Source organism: Candidatus Marinarcus aquaticus, from assembly GCF_004116335.1.
Taxonomy (GTDB): domain Bacteria; phylum Campylobacterota; class Campylobacteria; order Campylobacterales; family Arcobacteraceae; genus Marinarcus; species Marinarcus aquaticus.
The window spans coordinates 64,317-81,195 of the sequence record NZ_PDKN01000008.1; the positions used below are offsets into that span (position 1 = coordinate 64,317).

12 protein-coding genes and 1 pseudogene are annotated in these 16,879 nt (G+C 35.3%); 7 read left to right on the forward strand and 6 right to left on the reverse strand.

Annotation, left to right across the window (positions count from 1 at the left end):
* Positions 1-37 precede the first annotated feature (37 nt).
* Both CRV04_RS10620 and CRV04_RS13065 read right to left on the reverse strand, forming a co-directional pair.
* Positions 38-433: a PAS domain-containing protein gene (locus tag CRV04_RS10620; RefSeq protein WP_128996826.1), complete on the reverse strand. Its 396-nt coding sequence runs from the start codon at positions 431-433 to the stop codon at positions 38-40.
* An 11-nt stretch (positions 434-444) separates the two neighbouring features.
* Positions 445-1,191 (reverse strand): annotated as a pseudogene (locus CRV04_RS13065) (methyl-accepting chemotaxis protein); the annotation flags it as partial.
* Between the two features lie 868 nt (positions 1,192-2,059).
* On the opposite strand from CRV04_RS13065, the gene CRV04_RS10630 reads away from it, so the two are divergent.
* Together CRV04_RS10630 and CRV04_RS10635 are read left to right on the forward strand one after the other, a co-directional pair.
* Positions 2,060-2,917, forward strand: coding sequence for a radical SAM/SPASM domain-containing protein (locus CRV04_RS10630; RefSeq protein ID WP_336470506.1), 858 nt, complete (start codon positions 2,060-2,062; stop codon positions 2,915-2,917).
* Positions 2,910-3,713, forward strand: a complete 804-nt coding sequence (locus CRV04_RS10635; RefSeq protein WP_164969150.1) for an EI24 domain-containing protein — start codon at positions 2,910-2,912, stop codon at positions 3,711-3,713. The genes CRV04_RS10630 and CRV04_RS10635 overlap by 8 nt, the downstream gene beginning before the upstream one ends.
* Here the strand turns inward: CRV04_RS10635 and CRV04_RS10640 are convergent.
* A complete protein-coding gene (locus tag CRV04_RS10640) occupies positions 3,702-4,388 on the reverse strand; it encodes a response regulator (RefSeq protein ID WP_128996830.1) in 687 nt (228 codons plus the stop codon). The two genes, CRV04_RS10635 and CRV04_RS10640, sit on opposite strands and share 12 nt — an antisense overlap.
* 134 nt (positions 4,389-4,522) lie before the next feature.
* On the opposite strand from CRV04_RS10640, the gene CRV04_RS10645 reads away from it, so the two are divergent.
* Positions 4,523-6,010, forward strand: a complete 1,488-nt coding sequence (locus CRV04_RS10645) for a cache domain-containing protein (RefSeq protein WP_228126540.1) — start codon at positions 4,523-4,525, stop codon at positions 6,008-6,010.
* A 36-nt stretch (positions 6,011-6,046) separates the two neighbouring features.
* A complete protein-coding gene (locus tag CRV04_RS10650; protein ID WP_128996832.1) occupies positions 6,047-7,078 on the forward strand; it encodes a hypothetical protein in 1,032 nt (343 codons plus the stop codon).
* Between the two features lie 55 nt (positions 7,079-7,133).
* Here the strand turns inward: CRV04_RS10650 and CRV04_RS10655 are convergent, their stop codons facing one another.
* Genes CRV04_RS10655 through CRV04_RS10665 form a run of 3 tightly spaced genes read right to left on the reverse strand, consistent with a single transcriptional unit; the run spans position 7,134 to position 10,039 of the window.
* A complete protein-coding gene (locus CRV04_RS10655) occupies positions 7,134-8,420 on the reverse strand; it encodes a TRAP transporter large permease (protein WP_128996833.1) in 1,287 nt (428 codons plus the stop codon).
* Positions 8,417-9,031 (reverse strand): TRAP transporter small permease, encoded by a 615-nt coding sequence (locus CRV04_RS10660; RefSeq protein WP_128996834.1) that lies wholly within the window; start codon positions 9,029-9,031, stop codon positions 8,417-8,419. Before CRV04_RS10660 ends, CRV04_RS10655 begins: the two co-directional genes overlap by 4 nt.
* A 9-nt stretch (positions 9,032-9,040) precedes the next feature.
* A complete protein-coding gene (locus tag CRV04_RS10665) occupies positions 9,041-10,039 on the reverse strand; it encodes a TRAP transporter substrate-binding protein (protein ID WP_128996835.1) in 999 nt (332 codons plus the stop codon).
* 268 nt (positions 10,040-10,307) lie between these two features.
* Between CRV04_RS10665 and gltB the strand changes: the two genes are divergently transcribed.
* Genes gltB through CRV04_RS10680 form a run of 3 tightly spaced genes read left to right on the forward strand, consistent with a single transcriptional unit; the run spans position 10,308 to position 16,844 of the window.
* Positions 10,308-14,744 carry a glutamate synthase large subunit gene (gltB, locus tag CRV04_RS10670; protein WP_128996836.1) on the forward strand — a complete coding sequence of 1,479 codons (4,437 nt, stop codon included), beginning with the start codon at positions 10,308-10,310 and terminating at the stop codon, positions 14,742-14,744.
* Between the two features lies 1 nt (position 14,745).
* On the forward strand, positions 14,746-16,119 hold the full coding sequence (locus CRV04_RS10675; RefSeq protein WP_128996837.1) for a glutamate synthase subunit beta: 1,374 nt from the start codon (positions 14,746-14,748) through the stop codon (positions 16,117-16,119).
* 2 nt (positions 16,120-16,121) lie between these two features.
* Positions 16,122-16,844, forward strand: a complete 723-nt coding sequence (locus CRV04_RS10680; protein WP_128996838.1) for an inositol monophosphatase family protein — start codon at positions 16,122-16,124, stop codon at positions 16,842-16,844.
* Positions 16,845-16,879 lie beyond the last annotated feature (35 nt).

Genomic DNA, 16,879 nt, shown 5'->3' on the forward strand with positions numbered 1-16,879 from the left:
GACTTAAAAAGAGTCGATAAAAGAGTAAAGCCTAGCTTTACTCTTTGGCTTTAAGCTCTTGATACAAAGCTTCATGTTCTTCAATCTCTTCTTTGCTTGCTTTTCTTCGGCATGAAAGATAGCCTTTGCTTCCTTCTGAAGTGGTTGTAGGGAAAACAGTAGCAAATACCCAATAATATCCACCCGATTTGGTACCATTTTTTACATATCCAGTCCAAACTTTTCCTGCTTTTACAGTATCCCAGAGGTCTTTAAAAGCAACTTTTGGCATATCAGAGTGTCGTACAATGCTATGGGGTTTTCCAATAAGTTCATCTACTGTGTATTCTGCAATTTCACAAAAATCATCGTTAGCAAATATGATATTTCCTTTTTCATCCGTTTCACTGACTAAAAAAGCATAATCTTCTAATACTGTCTCTTTACCTTGCATTGTTGACCCTTTTATATTTTTTTGCTTTTTGCATCTGCTACAAGTAAGTTTGCCATTTCAAGCGTCTCTTGTGCAATACTTGAAACATTGTTAGCTTCGTGTGCATTGTCTTGTGTTACTCTATCAAGCATGGTAACGGCATCGTTAATTTGTTCAATTCCTGTGAGTTGCTCTTTGGATGAGTTACTGACATCTTTGATTAAATCAATGGTTTGCGTAATGAGTTTATTGAGATTTTCATACCCTTGACTCATTTCATCAGAGATATCTTTTCCATCATTGGTTTTAAGGGTTGCATTCTCCACAATCTCTTTAATCTCTTTGGCTGCTTCAGCACTTCTTGAAGCAAGATTTCGAACCTCTTGTGCAACCACGGCGAACCCTTTACCTGCTTCCCCCGCAGTTGCTGCTTCAACAGCCGCATTCAGGGATAGAATATTGGTTTGAAATGCGATTTGATCAATGACTGAAATGGCTTCATTAATCGCAGTAACTTGTTCATTGATTTCATCCATCGAATTTGCTGTTTTGGTTGCGAGTTTTTCACCTTCTAAAACAGACTCTCTCACTACTTCACTTAAGTTGGCCATTTTGGATGCATTTTGTGCATTGTTTTTGGTAATAGAAGTAATCTCTTCAACCGCAGCAGCAGTTTGCTCTAATGATGCTGCTTGTTCATTGGCTTTGCTTGCTAAGTTCTCAACCGATTGATTCATGGTGGTTGAGTTGTATTCTAAGAGTTCACCATTTTTAAGGTTCTTTCGTGCATTTTCATTAAGCTCTCGACCCAATTGATTGATCCGTTCAAGTGTTAATTTCATTTTCCCTTTTAAAATCGGGTTGATATCCATTTGATTTCGGTAGTCACTGTTGGTGTATTCTTCGACAATTTGAACCAATTTTTCCATGTTGTGATCGGTGGTATCAAGCATTTGGTTGACCACTTTTTTAAGTGCGTGAATCATAAAGTTATTTGAATCAGAGTGAATACGTGTGTTGTAGATACCTTGCGAAACTTTATCTAAAGCAATGACTACTTCACCCAATACGTGCATGTCATTGTTTCGCATCTCATTGAATTTATCTGCATATTCGTTGAGTTCTCGTAAAATCAGTCCGATGTCATCATTTTTAATGTAGATTGCTTTTCGAACTTTATTTTTTCGATAAAAAACAAATTCCATGAGATCTTCCATGTATTCTTTGACTCTTTCAATTCCTCCAACGATTCGGTTCATTGCAGCATAATTGGTGTAAGCAATCACAAGGGCAAATGCAACATTGACTGCAATAATTGCTCCCACTGCGTGTTCACTCAGTATGGCAACAATACTGATAGCAGCAAACCCCAGTTGACTCAACGCCATATTTACAAGTATACGGGTTTTAGTTGGTGTATTTAAAAACATTTTGGCCTTCTTCTTAAAGAAATATATAATGGCTAATATTATATTAATTAAGCTTAAAAAGTGTGACATTATGCCTATGTAGAGCTTGAATTTCTAAAATATTCTGAAATTGTGATGAAGTGTTTTATGGAGCAAACTTTACTTATTTTAAGATATAATCTTAGCTATTGAATAAAAGGAAAGTGGTATAAAAAAGTTTAAAAAAGTTCATGTTGAAATCACCAATATTTGTAATTTAAAATGTACATTTTGTCCCCCTAAAACATTGCCCAATACAACCATGTCTTTAGAGCTTTTTGATAGCATCAATGCACAAGTAAAAAAGCTCACGCATGAATTGTCCTATCATATTGTGGGTGACCCACTGGTATTGAGTAATTTAAAAGAGTATTTGGACATCAGTTTAAAGCATGAATTAAAGGTGAATATTGTCACAACAGCCAATAACTTAACCACTTCCATGTTTGAATTTCTAACTCACAAAGCCATACGACAAGTCAATTTTTCGTTAAACTCTTATAATGCCAATTCGCATAAAAAGTCTTTGCAAGAGTATTTACAACCCATTTTCGAATTTGCACACTATGTACAAGAGCAGCAAAAAGAGCTTTTTATTAATTTTCGTTTGTGGAATTTTGATGAGGATTTAAGCGCTCAATTTTTCAATGAGAATGTCTTTGCATATGCGAATGCATTTTTTAATCAAGAGCTCTCTTTTAGTGATGTTCAAAAAGAGCGACCCAAAAGTTTGAGAATTGCTAAAAAGCTCTTTTTTCACTTTGATGACTATTTTAATTGGCCAACACTTCAAGGACAAAGCAAATTGAAACATGGATTTTGTTATGGTTTGAAATCTCATTTTGGTATTTTAAGTTCAGGAAGAGTGGTTCCATGCTGTTTGGATAAAGATGGCATTATTGATTTAGGTAATATCCATGAACAAACTTTAGAGGATATACTTAACAGCTCAAGAGTCAAACAAATCCAAAAGGGGTTTTTAAACCAACAAGCTGTAGAAGAGCTGTGCCAAAAATGCGAATATAAAGAACGATTTTTAAAGGATAATGATGAGTGAGATGAAACTGTTTTCAATGGCATTAAAAGATTTTTTTACGAGACCGATTTTAAAAATAGCGTTGTATCCCTTTTTTATTACATTGATTTTAATGTATGTGCTCTTTTTTACTGCTGCAGATTTTGGTTTAGACAGCATGCAAAACCATGTACTGCAAGTGCAACAACAACACATTGCAATGGAAAATGGAGAGATGGTGACAACCACAACCAATGAGACCTATTTTGGTAAAGGGGTCATAGAGTATCTCTTACAGTTTTCTATTACGTCATGGTTAGTAGGGTTTTTAGTTTATACCTTAGGAACTATTTTCGTGATGCTTTTCTCTTTGTTTATCGCTTTAGTGGTGGTTGGGTTTTTAACGCCCTCTATTTTAAAAGTTTTGCAACAACGACACTATCAAAACTTAGAGTTTAAAGGGTATGGAAATGTTGTTAATACACTTTGGATATTTGCAAAGAGTTTTTTAGTGATGATTTTGCTTTTTATTATTCTTGCACCATTGTACTTTATCCCTGTATTAAATATTGTGGCATTGAATGTACCGTTTTACTACTTTTTTTATAAGTTATTGAATTTTGATGTAACGTCAACGATTATGAATAAAAATGAAGAGGCATTTATTAAAACAAAAGAGGGGAATGCATTTCATGTACGAACAATTGTGTTGTATCTTATTTCCATGATTCCATTTATAGCGCTGTTTTCTACGGTATTTTACATTGTCTATTTGGGGCATGCGTATATGAATCGTTTAACGCAAGTAAGAGAACAAGAGATACCTCTAGATAACTAGTTGGTATCCAATTCCTTGAACATTTTTTAAAATATTGGGTGGCAGTTTCTTTCTGAAGTTTTTAATAAACAGACGCAACGCATTTTGTGTCATGATATGTTCATGCGTCCAGATAAGGTTTTCCATCTCTTCATAAGTAATGATTCGGTGTTTTTTAAGAAGCAATTTTAAGAACTTGGTCTCTTTTTTGGTTAAAATAAACTCCTCTTCAGGTCCCTTAATGGTGCTTCTTCCTTCATCAAAAAGCCATTGAGGAATAAGGGTATAGATTTTTGTACCTTCATAACTGTTTAAAAAACTCTCTAAAGCATCCACAAGTTTCTCTTCATTAACAGGTTTAATGATGTATTTTACTAAGTGCAGTTCAGCCGCTTTGAGCATATAGTCTAAGTCGGTATACGCTGAGAAGATAATCACTCGTACTTTCGAGTTGGTTTGTCTGATTTTTTCAATGAGTTCAATGCCATCCATTTTAGGCATACGAATATCTGTGATGATTAAGTCTGGTTTTTGTTCAGTGTAGATTTTGTAAGCTTCTTCACCATTTTTTGCTAAATGAATCTCTTTGAAGACATCTTGAAAAATCTCAAAGATATTGTTTCGAATACCCTCTTCATCTTCAACATACAAAAGAGTAAAATTTGATAACTGGTCAATAAGCTCTTTACTTAACAATTTAAAAATCCTTTTGATAAAACTTATGGTATCATACCAAAAAATAAGTTAACGAGCAAGAATAAATGCGCATTATTACTGAACAAAATGTCTCAAAATTTATCATTTATGTATTTATTATCATCATGTCCCTTATGATCGCGTCGATTTCCTACTATTATGTGAAAAATACTTATGGAGATTTTGACCGAGATATGAAGCAGTTGGTCAATGATTATTATACCACCCAAAAGCAAATCATTAAAAAAGAGGTGGATGTTGTTATTGACATCATCAACTATAAAGCGCTCTCCTCAACGGAAGAAGAAAAATATGTCAAAGAGGAGATGGTTCGACTTTTACATAATATCTCATTTCAAGAGGGGAAGAGTAACTATGTTTTTGTGTATGAAGTTGAAAACCTTGAAGGGGGAGATAAGTTTGCAAAAATGTTGGTCAATCCCAACCGACCCGATTTGTTGGGTAAATATCTCTCTTCAAATTATGAAGATGAAAACGGTAAAAAGTTTCGTGAAGAGTTTTTACGATTGATTCGAAAAAAAGGGGATGCATTTACACAATATGCCTATAAAAAACCTTTTGAAAATGAGATCAAACAAAAACTCTCTTACTTTAAATATTATCCCAATTGGAACTGGATTGTTGCAGCGGGTATTTATTTAGATGACATTGAAAAAGATATTGAAAAACGAAAAAGTGTTTTAGAAAACAAAGTAAAAAAGCAAGTGCTTCAAACACTTTTTTTATTTGTTGTGTTTCTCTCTGTGGCGATTGTTTTTTCAATTTTAGTGAGCCAAAAAATTGAAGAGTTTTTCAATGAATACAAAGAGAAAGTACAGAAAAAATCAGATGATTTAATTGAATTGAATAAAAACTTAGGGCTTCGAGTACAAGAGGAGCTTTCTAAAAACAGAGAAAAAGAGCAGATTTTGGTTCAAAAATCCAAGTTCATTGCATTAGGAGAGATGATTTCAAATATCGCACACCAATGGCGTCAACCTCTTTCAGAACTCTCTTCTGTGCTTATGGCCATCAAGTTTAAACACACCATGGGAAAACTGGATAATGAGTTTTTACAAACAAAAACAAGTGAAGCGGACCGACTCCTTGAGTATATGTCGCATACCATTGAAGATTTTAGAAACTTTTTCATGCCTAAAAAGGAGAAAGAGGAGTTTCTTATCTTTGATTCCATACAAAGTGTTATGACCATTATTGGATCAGCTCTCAAAGAGAATAATATCAGTGTGAATATTGATGTGGACAAAAAAGCAAAACTCAATACTTTTTTAAACGAGTATGAACAAGTGGTGTTGAATATTGTATCAAATGCTAAAGATGTGTTGATACAAAACAGGGTGATAAATCCCACAATTGATCTCTTTTTAAAGCAAGAGAATGATGCAATGATTTTGATGATTCAAGATAATGGAGGAGGCATTCAAGTCTCTCCTAAATCAAAAATATTTGAACCTTATTTTACAACCAAAGATGATTCTCATGGTACAGGAATTGGATTGTATATGTCAAAAATCATTGTAGAAAAAAATATGAGAGGAAAACTCAAAGTAAAAAATACCCAAACAGGAGCCTGTTTTGAAATAATTGTACCTATTGTCTAATTTGTGATACAATATAAAAAAAGCACTGGAAGTGTTATGAAAAGTATCATTGCATTAGAAAATCTTATAAAAGAGGCTCAAGAGAGAGTTGACGTACAACGACGACAACTTAATGATCATGAGTCTGGGGAACGAAGACTCACACGACTTGCCAAAACAGCAACTGAAACGAACTTGGAAGAGACATCGGAGAGGTTGGTAAAATACAAAGCTCTGCTTGAAGAGTTTTTGGCTCAAGATCAAGAGGAACTGGCTGAAAAAGAGCGCATCGAAGCAGCCATTGAACGAAAAAAATATTTTGACCATCAAAACATACGTTTGCAAAATAATATTGAAATCAATTCGGATCAAAAGATTGAAGCATCACTTATTTTGGATGAATTACCTGAAGAGATCTGTATCGAAGATGATATACTCATAGATATTGCCATTCAATCTTTGGATTTAAATATCTCAAGTCATATTGATTTGTATAAGAAACATCAAGATATCAAACAAGAGTTTACATCATTAACACAAAAAAACAAACAAGCCAACCTTAAAGACATTGGGCTTTTAAATGTAAAAATTCCTATTTTGATTTTGCAGTTTTCTACACTAATAGAGTCAATCTTAGAGACAATAAAAACAGAAAACAAACCTGAGTTTGCAGGCTTACCTAAATATGAAGATTGGTGGATTCAAGAGCTTTGGAGTAGTCATCAAGCCTATTTTGCTTTGTATAAATGGAAATATATTATCAGCAATTTGTGCATTACAAATCGCCAAAAAAGAGCGTGGAGTAAAGTGTTTGATACGTGGGTATTTATAAAAAAAATGCTCAATGATAAAGGTGCCGTGGCATTTGAAATACATCAAGCTTTTGATACATTGATTTCTAAATATGTTTCTTTAGAAGAGGAGTTGGAGACTGTCAATTTAATCAGTATGGAAAAAATCATTAAAAAAATCACTCAAAATGAAGATTTTACTACAGTGCGTCGAAGTCATGATGTCATCACTCCTTATTTAGAGTTTAAACGCAACAGACTCAATCCTAAAAAAGAAGATGAAGAAGCGTTAACATAAAAAAAGGAGGCGTTTTAGCACCTCCTTTTAAGTTAATGTAAATGTCGTCTTTTTATCATCCACCATACATTAGGTTTGGTAACCATAATGCAATTTCTGGAATATATGTTACAAGTAATAAACCTGCTAAAATTGTCATTGTCCACGGTAACGCTGCAACGATAACGTCTTTAATTGACATACCTGTTAAACCACTCGTAACGAATAGGTTAAGTCCAACAGGTGGGGAAACCATACCAAGCTCCATATTGATTGTAATTACGATACCGAAGTGAATAGGGTCAATCCCTAATGCCACGGCAACTGGAAGTAATAGAGGTACCATAATCATAATAATTGCACTTGGTTCCATAAATGAACCTGCTAAAATCAGTAAGATATTGACCAATAACAAGAACATATATTTATCGACATTGGCTTCAACCAATGCTTCAGTAATCCCTTGAGGAATATTTTCAATGGTTAAGAAGTGTGCAAATAACATTGCGTTAGCAATAATAAACATAATCATTGCCGTTGTTTTTGCAGACTCTAGCGCTGTATGGAAAAACTCAGATATTTTGATATCTTTGTAAACAAATACAGAGATGAAAAATGCCCATGCTGCTGCAACAGCTGCTGCTTCAGTTGGTGTAAAGATACCACCATAAATACCACCAATAACAATCACAATTGTCATCAGACCCCAAGATGCGTCTTTCATCTTTTTTAGTCGGTATTTAAATGGTTGAGGCTCTTCTCTTTCAAACCCTAATCGTCGTGCACCAATATAAGTAACAACCATCATCATGATACCCAACATGATACCAGGCACAACCCCAGCCATGAAGAGTTTACCAATAGAGACTTCTGCTGTTACCCCATACACAATCAGTACAATAGAAGGTGGAATTAAAATTCCTAACGAACCAGCGGTTGCAATTGTACCAACGGCATACTTTTTAGGGTATCCTGCTTGCATAATTGCACCAAACATAATCGAACCAATCGCAACAACTGTTGCAGGAGAACTTCCTGATACAGCAGCAAAAATAATTGATGCGAAAATCGCTGAAATTGGAAGACCACCAGGAAGGTGACCTACAACTGAACGCGCAAAATCAATAATCCTTTGCGCGGCACTCCCCTTACTTAACAGGTTACCTGCTAAGATGAACATAGGAATGGCCATTAATGAATAGTGTTCAACTTTTTCGAAAATCATTGCCGAAACTTCAATTGGAGAAATATCAGTAAATAACATCATGGTTGCAAAAGTTGAAACCCCTAGACAGATTGAAATTGGTGTTCCAAGAATAACAAGGAAGAAAAACAGTGAGAACAGTACTGCAACACTACTCATAGCATACCTCCTGTTTTCTTCTCAACATCTTTTACCATATCATTTAACTCTTTTACGTTTTTATTTTCTGTATTTTCACCTTTTTCACCCAATCGAGCAAGAATCATTTCTGCTTCACTCTCTTGTGTGATCAGTTCGTGAGGTGTTCTAAGAATAATTACCAATCTTTCTCCTACACGATATGCTGCAAGTGCAAAAGAGATTGGAATTACAAGATAGATAATCCACATAGGCATATCCAAGTCAACTGAACGCTCTTCTAAGTCAATAACCAATTGTAAATACTTATATCCATAGAATGAAACTGCGGCTAAGTATGTTAATGTAATCACATGTGAAATAACCAGCATCACTTTCGCAATGGGTGTAGGTACAATATCTAATATGATAGTTACAGCGATGTGTGCATCTTTTTTAAAGCAGTATGCTGCACCAAAAAAGACACTCCATAAGAAGAGAAAAATACTCAGTTCACTTGCCCAAGTTAAAGAGGCATCAAACAGGTATCTGGCAATTACGTTTGTAAAAGAGACAGCTACCCCGGCAGTAATACCGAAGGCAGCTATGGATTGGTTGATAAAACCTACTGTTTTATTTAAAATATTAAACATACGACTCTTTTATTTTCCTGCAGCAATTGTTTTTTCAATTAAGTCTTTCCCGATTGCGTCTTCATCATAGAATTCAGGATAGATTTTGCTTACTGCTTTTCTCCACGCCTCTTTTTGTTCAGGAGTTAAAGTAAAGATCTCTAATTTTCCAGTTTTCTTAGCATACTCTTTGATTTCATCAAATTGAGAATCATTAAGTTCTTGTGCATAAATTCTTTCTTGAGCAGTTGCTTCTTTCATTGCTTGTTTTACATTTGCTTGTAAATCAGCTGGTAATGAGTTCCAGAATTTTTTAGACATAACAACTAAGTAACCTAAGTAACCGTGGTCAGAAACAGTTAAGTATTTTTGAACTTCGTGGAATTTTTTAGTGTAGATGTTTGAAATTGGATTTTCAGCTGCATCAATAACACCTTGTTGTAAACCAGAGTAAACTTCAGAGAATGGCATCATTTGTGGGTTACCACCGATTGCATGCATTTGCGCTTCTAGTACTTTAGAAGACATAATTCTGAATTTTTGACCTTCAGCATCTTTAGGCTCAATTAAAGCTTTCGTTGAAGAAGTGAATTGTTTAAATCCATTATCCCAGTAATCAAGTGCCACAATACCTTTTTCTGTAACCATATCTTTAAGTGCTTGACCCACTTCACCATCTTGAACTTTGTGTAAGTGATCTGCATCGTTGAAAATAAACGGTAAATCAAACAGTGCTAATTGAGGTACAATTTTACCAAATTTAGAGAAACTAGGTGCAGCCATTTGCACTGAATTTAATCTTAATGCTTTAACCACCGCATTATCTGTATATAACTGAGATGATGGATAAACTTGAACATCAATTTTTCCACCCGATAGCTCTTCAAGTCTTTTTTCAAAGAATCTTGCTGCTTTTCCTTTTGGTGTATTATCACTAACAACGTGAGAGAACTTTAATGTGTACTCTGCTGCCATTGAAGAGGTTGCTACAACTGCTGCTGCAACTGCTCCCATTACTAACTTTTTCATAACTGCTCCTTGTTGATTTTTTAGTTATGAAAAAATTATAATGGAAAGTTATGTAACTATTATGTATAAAAAATTGAATTTGAAAATTTGTAAAATAATGAGAGATATGTTATATATATTAATGTATATTTTTAATTTTTTATTCAATATTGATTAAAAGAGACAACTCTTATAAAATAATAAACGAGCAGCTTTTAACCAATATTTAATCAAATTTTAGATACTATCTGCTACTTTTTGACATACCAAACAAATGAAAAGGAAAATGATGGGTTGTAATTTAGATTTATTAACTTCTTTCAAAGATAACTGCGGTTTTGGATTAGTCGCACATCTTAAAAACAAACCTTGTCATTCAAACTTAGAAGACGCTATTACGTCATTAGAGAGAATGATGCACAGAGGTGCAGTTGCAGCGGATGGAAAGACAGGAGATGGGAGTGGACTATTGCTTTCAATGCCTGATTCTTTCATGCGAAAAGTTGCAAATGAAAGAGGTATTGACTTACCAAAAACATACGCGGTAGCGATGATTTTTGCAAAAGATATTGAAGACATTGATACTTTTAAATCGTACTGTGAAAAGAATGATTTAAAAGTTGTATTGACAAGAGTAGTACCTGTTGATACAGATGCATTAGGAAAACAAGCATTAGAGTCTCTTCCTAACATTGTACAAGTTTTCGTTACACCAAATACATTGATGTCTTCTAAACGATTTGATGCCTTGTTGTATTTAACAAGAAAAGAGTGTGAACATAAACTTATTGACAAAAAAGATTTCTATATCCCAACTTTTTCTTCAAAGGTTATTGCATATAAAGGGCTTGTTATGCCAACGCATATCAAACACTTTTATATGGACTTAAGAGATGAAGATTTTAAAATCTCTTTTGCACTGTTTCATCAACGATTCTCAACAAACACATTACCACAATGGCGATTGGCTCAACCATTCAGAGCGATTGCACACAATGGTGAGATCAACTCAATTAATGCCAACAGATTTAATACAGTTGTAAAGAGCGAACAAATTAAATCCGACGTTTTCACCGATGGAGAGATTCAACGATTGTTACCTATTTTACAAACAGGAAGCTCTGATTCAGCATCATTAGATAATTTGTTTGAGTTTATGATTGTTAATGGTGTGGATTTCTTTAAAGCTGCACGTGCATTAATTCCTGCACCATGGCAAAATGCCCCTCATATGGACTCAGATTTACGAGCATTTTATGAGTATACCTCTACAGCAATGGAAGCATGGGATGGACCAGCAGCCGTATCATTAACTGATGGTCGGCACATTGGTTGTTTGATTGACCGAAACGGTTTGCGACCATCAAAATATGTCATAACTAAACAAGATAAATTGTACATTACTTCTGAGTATGGAACGCTTGATTTAAATGAAGAAGATATCATTGAACGAGGTCGATTACAATCGGGTCAAATGATGGGACTTGATTTAAAACATGGTCAAGTATTAAAAGAAGAAGACATCAATGATTACTTAAAATCATCTCAAAAATATACTGAGTGGTTGAATAAAGACATGCAATATCTGCAAGAGTTTATTGATGAATCATTTATGAACACTGAAGAGTATAAATTTGAAAGTTTAGAAAAAAAACAAAAGCTGTTTAATATCACATATGAAGTGATTGACCAAGTGATTGAACCAATGGCAAAAGATGGAAAAGAACCAGTTGGATCAATGGGAGATGACACACCTTTAGCAGCATTTTCACAAGCCAACAGAAACTTTACAGATTTTTTCAGACAAAAATTTGCTCAAGTAACTAACCCTCCAATTGACCCATACAGAGAAAAATTGGTGATGTCTTTAGAGACAGGTTTTGGTAAAGTGCACAATATCTTAAATGAAAAACCAGAGTATGCACGACGACTTAAATCTTCAAGTCCAATCTTGATGAAAGAAAAGTTTGATGTTTTAAAATCGTTTGGTGATGAAAAAAATCCACGATACGATGAATTCTTTCGAAATAAAACATTCTCTACGGTGTTTACGAAAGATTTAAGAGCATCATTAAAAGCATTAGCTGATTCAGTAATTGATGCAGTTAAAAATGAAGACATCTCTATTGTTATTTTAGATGACCGAGAAGTGAATGAGACCTGTAAACTGATTCCAATGGCAATGGCTGTGGGGTATGTGAATCAATCATTGTTAAAAGCAGGTATCCGACACAATGTTTCAATTGTATGTGTAACAGGGGAAGTGTATGACCCACACATGGCTGCAGTATTGATTGGATTTGGATGTACTGCAATGTACCCATACATGATGTTTGCTACTACGGTTGCTTTATATGAGAGAAAAGAGATCTCTAAATTTAAAATGCAACGAGTCTTAAAAAATACACAAAAAGCAGTGAATGCGGGTATTCTAAAAATCATGTCAAAAATGGGTATTGCTACGATTGCGTCGTACAGAAACTCAGCGCTGTTTGATGTTATTGGATTAAGTGATGAAATCGTTGAAGAGTGTTTCAATGGAGCGTACAGTGATTTATGTGGTTTAACGTATGAAGACATTGAAAAACGAATTGAAAAAACACACTTCAATGCGTATTATGAACAAAAACATATGTTCCCGCTTGACTTGGGTGGATTTTATAAATATATTGATGGTGGAGAATACCATGATTATGGTCCAGCAACAACACGAGCAATGCATAACAAACAAGCCATTGAAAAAGAGGACATCACAGATTTTGATGGTTTAAGAGAGCTTGTTCAAACAAGAGATAAAAAATTTATTCGAGATTTCTTTGAGTTTAACTCTGACAGAGATCCAATCAATGTAGATGATGTTGAATCAAAAGAGGATATTTTCAAACGATTCGCAACTGCAGCGATGTCTTGTGGTTCTATTTCACCAGAAGCGCACGAAGCAATGGCGATTGCTATGAATACCATTGGTGGTATGAGTAACTCAGGTGAGGGTGGAGAAGACCCAGCACGATTTGGAACATTGAAAAACTCTAAGATCAAACAAGTCGCTTCAGGGCGATTTGGGGTAACTCCAGGATATTTAAGAAGTGCAGAAGAGATCCAAATTAAAGTTGCTCAAGGGGCTAAACCAGGTGAGGGTGGACAGTTACCAGGTCATAAAGTAACACCACTGATTGCAACTTTAAGACATACAGTTGAAGGGGTTACACTGATTTCACCTCCGCCGCACCATGACATTTACTCGATTGAAGATTTGGCGCAGTTGATTTTTGACTTAAAACAGATTAACCCTGAAGCTAAAATTACTGTAAAATTGGTATCAACCATTGGTGTTGGTACGATTGCAGCGGGTGTGGCCAAGGCCTATGCAGATAGAATTGTCATTTCTGGAAGTGATGGTGGTACAGGTGCTGCACCATTAACATCCATCAAACACACAGGTAACCCTTGGGAGCTTGGTCTTTCTGAAGCACATAATGCACTCAAAGCAAACCACTTAAGAGAGTTTGTCCATGTACAAACAGATGGTGGTTTAAAAACAGGTCTGGATGTGGTTAAAGCAGCGCTTCTTGGAGCAGAGTCGTATGCTTTTGGTACAGCGGCATTGACATTATTGGGATGTAAAATTTTAAGAATTTGTCATACAAACAAATGTTCTGTTGGTGTTGCTACGCAAGATGAGTTTTTACGAGAGCACTTTAACGGTACCGTTGAACGATTGATTTCATACTTTGATTTTATTGCAAACGATGTACGACATATCTTGGCGCAACTGGGATACAAAACAATCGAAGAGATTGTAGGTCGAAGTGATTTATTAAAAGTTATTAATGATGAGTTTGCACAAAAATTTGATTTCTCAAATGTATTACGACGTGTGGATGGTATTGATACCTGTCAAAAAGAGTCAAATCTGCCTTTTGATGACAACAAGTTTGAAAAAGAGTTGCTTAAAAAAGTACACCGAACAATTGAAAAACCAAACAGTACGATTAAATTAACTGAAACCATCAGTAACATCAACAGAAGTTTTGGTACGCTAATCTCAGGTGAAATTGCGAAGTATTATGGAGATTGTGGTCTTCCTGATAACTCTATTACCATCAACCTTACAGGTATTGCAGGTCAATCGTTCGGAGCATTGTTATCTAAAGGGATGAACCTTTACTTAAATGGATCTGGGAATGATTACGTGGGTAAAGGGATGAATGGTGGTAAAATCATTATTAACCCAATGCACCAAGGTGAAAAATTTGGTGGTGCAGGTAATACGTGTCTGTATGGAGCTACGGGTGGTAAACTTTATGTTCGAGCAGCTGTGGGTGAACGATTTGCCGTACGTAACTCTGGAGCAACGGCCGTTGTTGAAGGTACAGGAGATAACGCGTGTGAGTATATGACAGGTGGTATCGTTGCTATTTTAGGTCGAACGGGTGTAAACTTTGGTGCAGGTATGACAGGTGGTTTATCTTTTGTTTATGACGAAGATAAAATGTTTGTTGATAAAATGAACCAAGAGTTAATCGAAGCCGTACGAATTGATACCGATGATACAGAGAGAGAAAGATTGTTCTTAAAACGATTATTAATAGATTATGTCAATGAAACTCAAAGTGAAAGAGCAATTGAAATTTTAGAGAATTTCCGATCGGAAATCAGAAACTTCTGGCTGGTAAAACCTAAAAATATGACGGTGTTACCATTGAATCCGGAAGAAGGAGATTAATATGTTAAACTTTACAAATATTGATAGAGCCACTCCAAATAAACGAAACGTTTTAGAGAGAATTAAAGATTATGACGAAGTATATGAAGTATTTGGTCGAAACAAGAGTAAAGAGCAAGCAGACCGATGTATGCAGTGTGGAGACCCATACTGCCACTCAAAGTGTCCATTGCATAACTTTATCCCTGCTTGGTTAAAACAACGAGCAGAAGACAATTTAGAGTTGGCATTTGCTTTGTCAAATGAACCATCTCCATTCCCAGAAATTTTAGGAAAAATTTGTCCTCATGACGTATTGTGTGAAGGTGCATGTTCACTTAACACAGGTCATGGTGCGGTTGCCATTGGTGCAGTAGAAGCACACATCAATGAAAAAGCATTTGCAGCAGGTATGACACCGAAGTTTCCAGGAGTTACAAGCGATAAAAAAGTGGCGGTGATAGGTTCAGGACCTTCTGGGATTTCAGCGGCGACTTTTCTTTTAAGAAAAGGAATCAAAGTTGAACTGTTTGAACGAGCTGACAGAGCGGGTGGACTGTTAACATATGGTATTCCTGGATTTAAACTGGACAAAAATGCGGTTGACAGAAGAATCAAGTGGTTACAAGAGGCAGGAATGACACTTCACTTAAATTGTGAAATTGGAAAAGATAAAACATTTAAAGAGTTAGAATCAGAGTTCGATGCGATTTATTTAGGAATAGGTGCTACAAAAAGTAACTATGCAAAAATCGAGGGTGAAGATGCCAAAGACGTTCACTTAGCAATTGACTTTTTAACGGGAATTCAAAAACGAAACTTTGGCGCTAAACCTAAAAATTTTGTGGATGTAAAAGATAAAAACGTTTTAGTTATTGGTGGTGGAGATACTGCTATGGACTGTGTACGAAGCTCTGTAAGAGAGGGCGCAGCAAGCGTTAAATGTCTTTATCGACGAGATGAGTCAAACATGCCAGGAAGTAAAAAAGAGGTAGTGAACTCAAAAGAAGAGGGTGTTGAATTTATGTTTAATGTCAGCCCTAAAGCCATTAAAGTTGAAAAAGGCCAAGTCGTTGGTGTAGAACTTTTACGAACAGCCATGAGTGAACCCGATGAATCTGGACGACAAAGAGTTGAAGTCATTAAAGACAGCGATTTTATTGAAGATGCTGATGTGGTTATCTTAGCTTTAGGATTCTCTCCTGAAGTACCTGCATTTTTAGCTGAAGCAAAGGTTGAAACCAATGCTTGGGGTGGAATTGTAACTAATAACTTTAAGACATCAAACCCAAAAATTTATGCGGGTGGTGATTGTCAACGAGGTGCACACTTAGCTGTAACTGCTGCAGCTGATGGACGAGATGCTGCTGCAGAGATTGTAAAGCAACTCTCTTAGTCATGAATGCTTTTATTCAAGCATGTATAAAAGCAAATCAAGAGTTATATGAGTATATCACCACTCATATAACTCAAGCAGACTACACTTACTCCAATACTATTGGAGAGGGTGGTGATAACTCCTTAAACATGGATTTAAAAGCAGAATCCATTTTTGTAAAACATCTTCAATCTTTTGGTACGATTTATTCTGAAGAGTCTGGAACAATTCCTTCCTCAACAGACAATGAATACACAATTATTATAGACCCACTTGATGGCAGTGATAATTTTACTTCAGGTCTGCCTTATTATGGGACCTCAGTCGCACTTAAACAGCACAATGAAGTTGTCGCAGGAGTCGTGTGTAATTTAGTCAGTGGTGAACTTGTTTACAGAACCGATGGTAAAGCCAACTTCATACATTTGTTTAATTCTTCTTATGTGTTTCATGATTACACACAACCAAAACTGGCACTTTTTGAACGTTGTTACAAGTTTCCAAAGCTGTGTCAAACGTTGTATGACCACAGTATAAAATACAGAAGTCCAGGTGCCGTTGCACTCTCACTTGCTTATGCACACAAATATGACTTTGTTTTGTTTGCAGGGCCTATGAGAAGCTTTGATTTGGATGCCGCTTTACATATTTGTAAACCCCTATATATCTACCAAAATAACGAAATTTTGCTCGTTTGCAAAAATTACAAAAAATTTGAAACAATTAAAGAATTATTAAACTAGATTTGGTTATAAATCGAGTTAATAATTTTTAATAT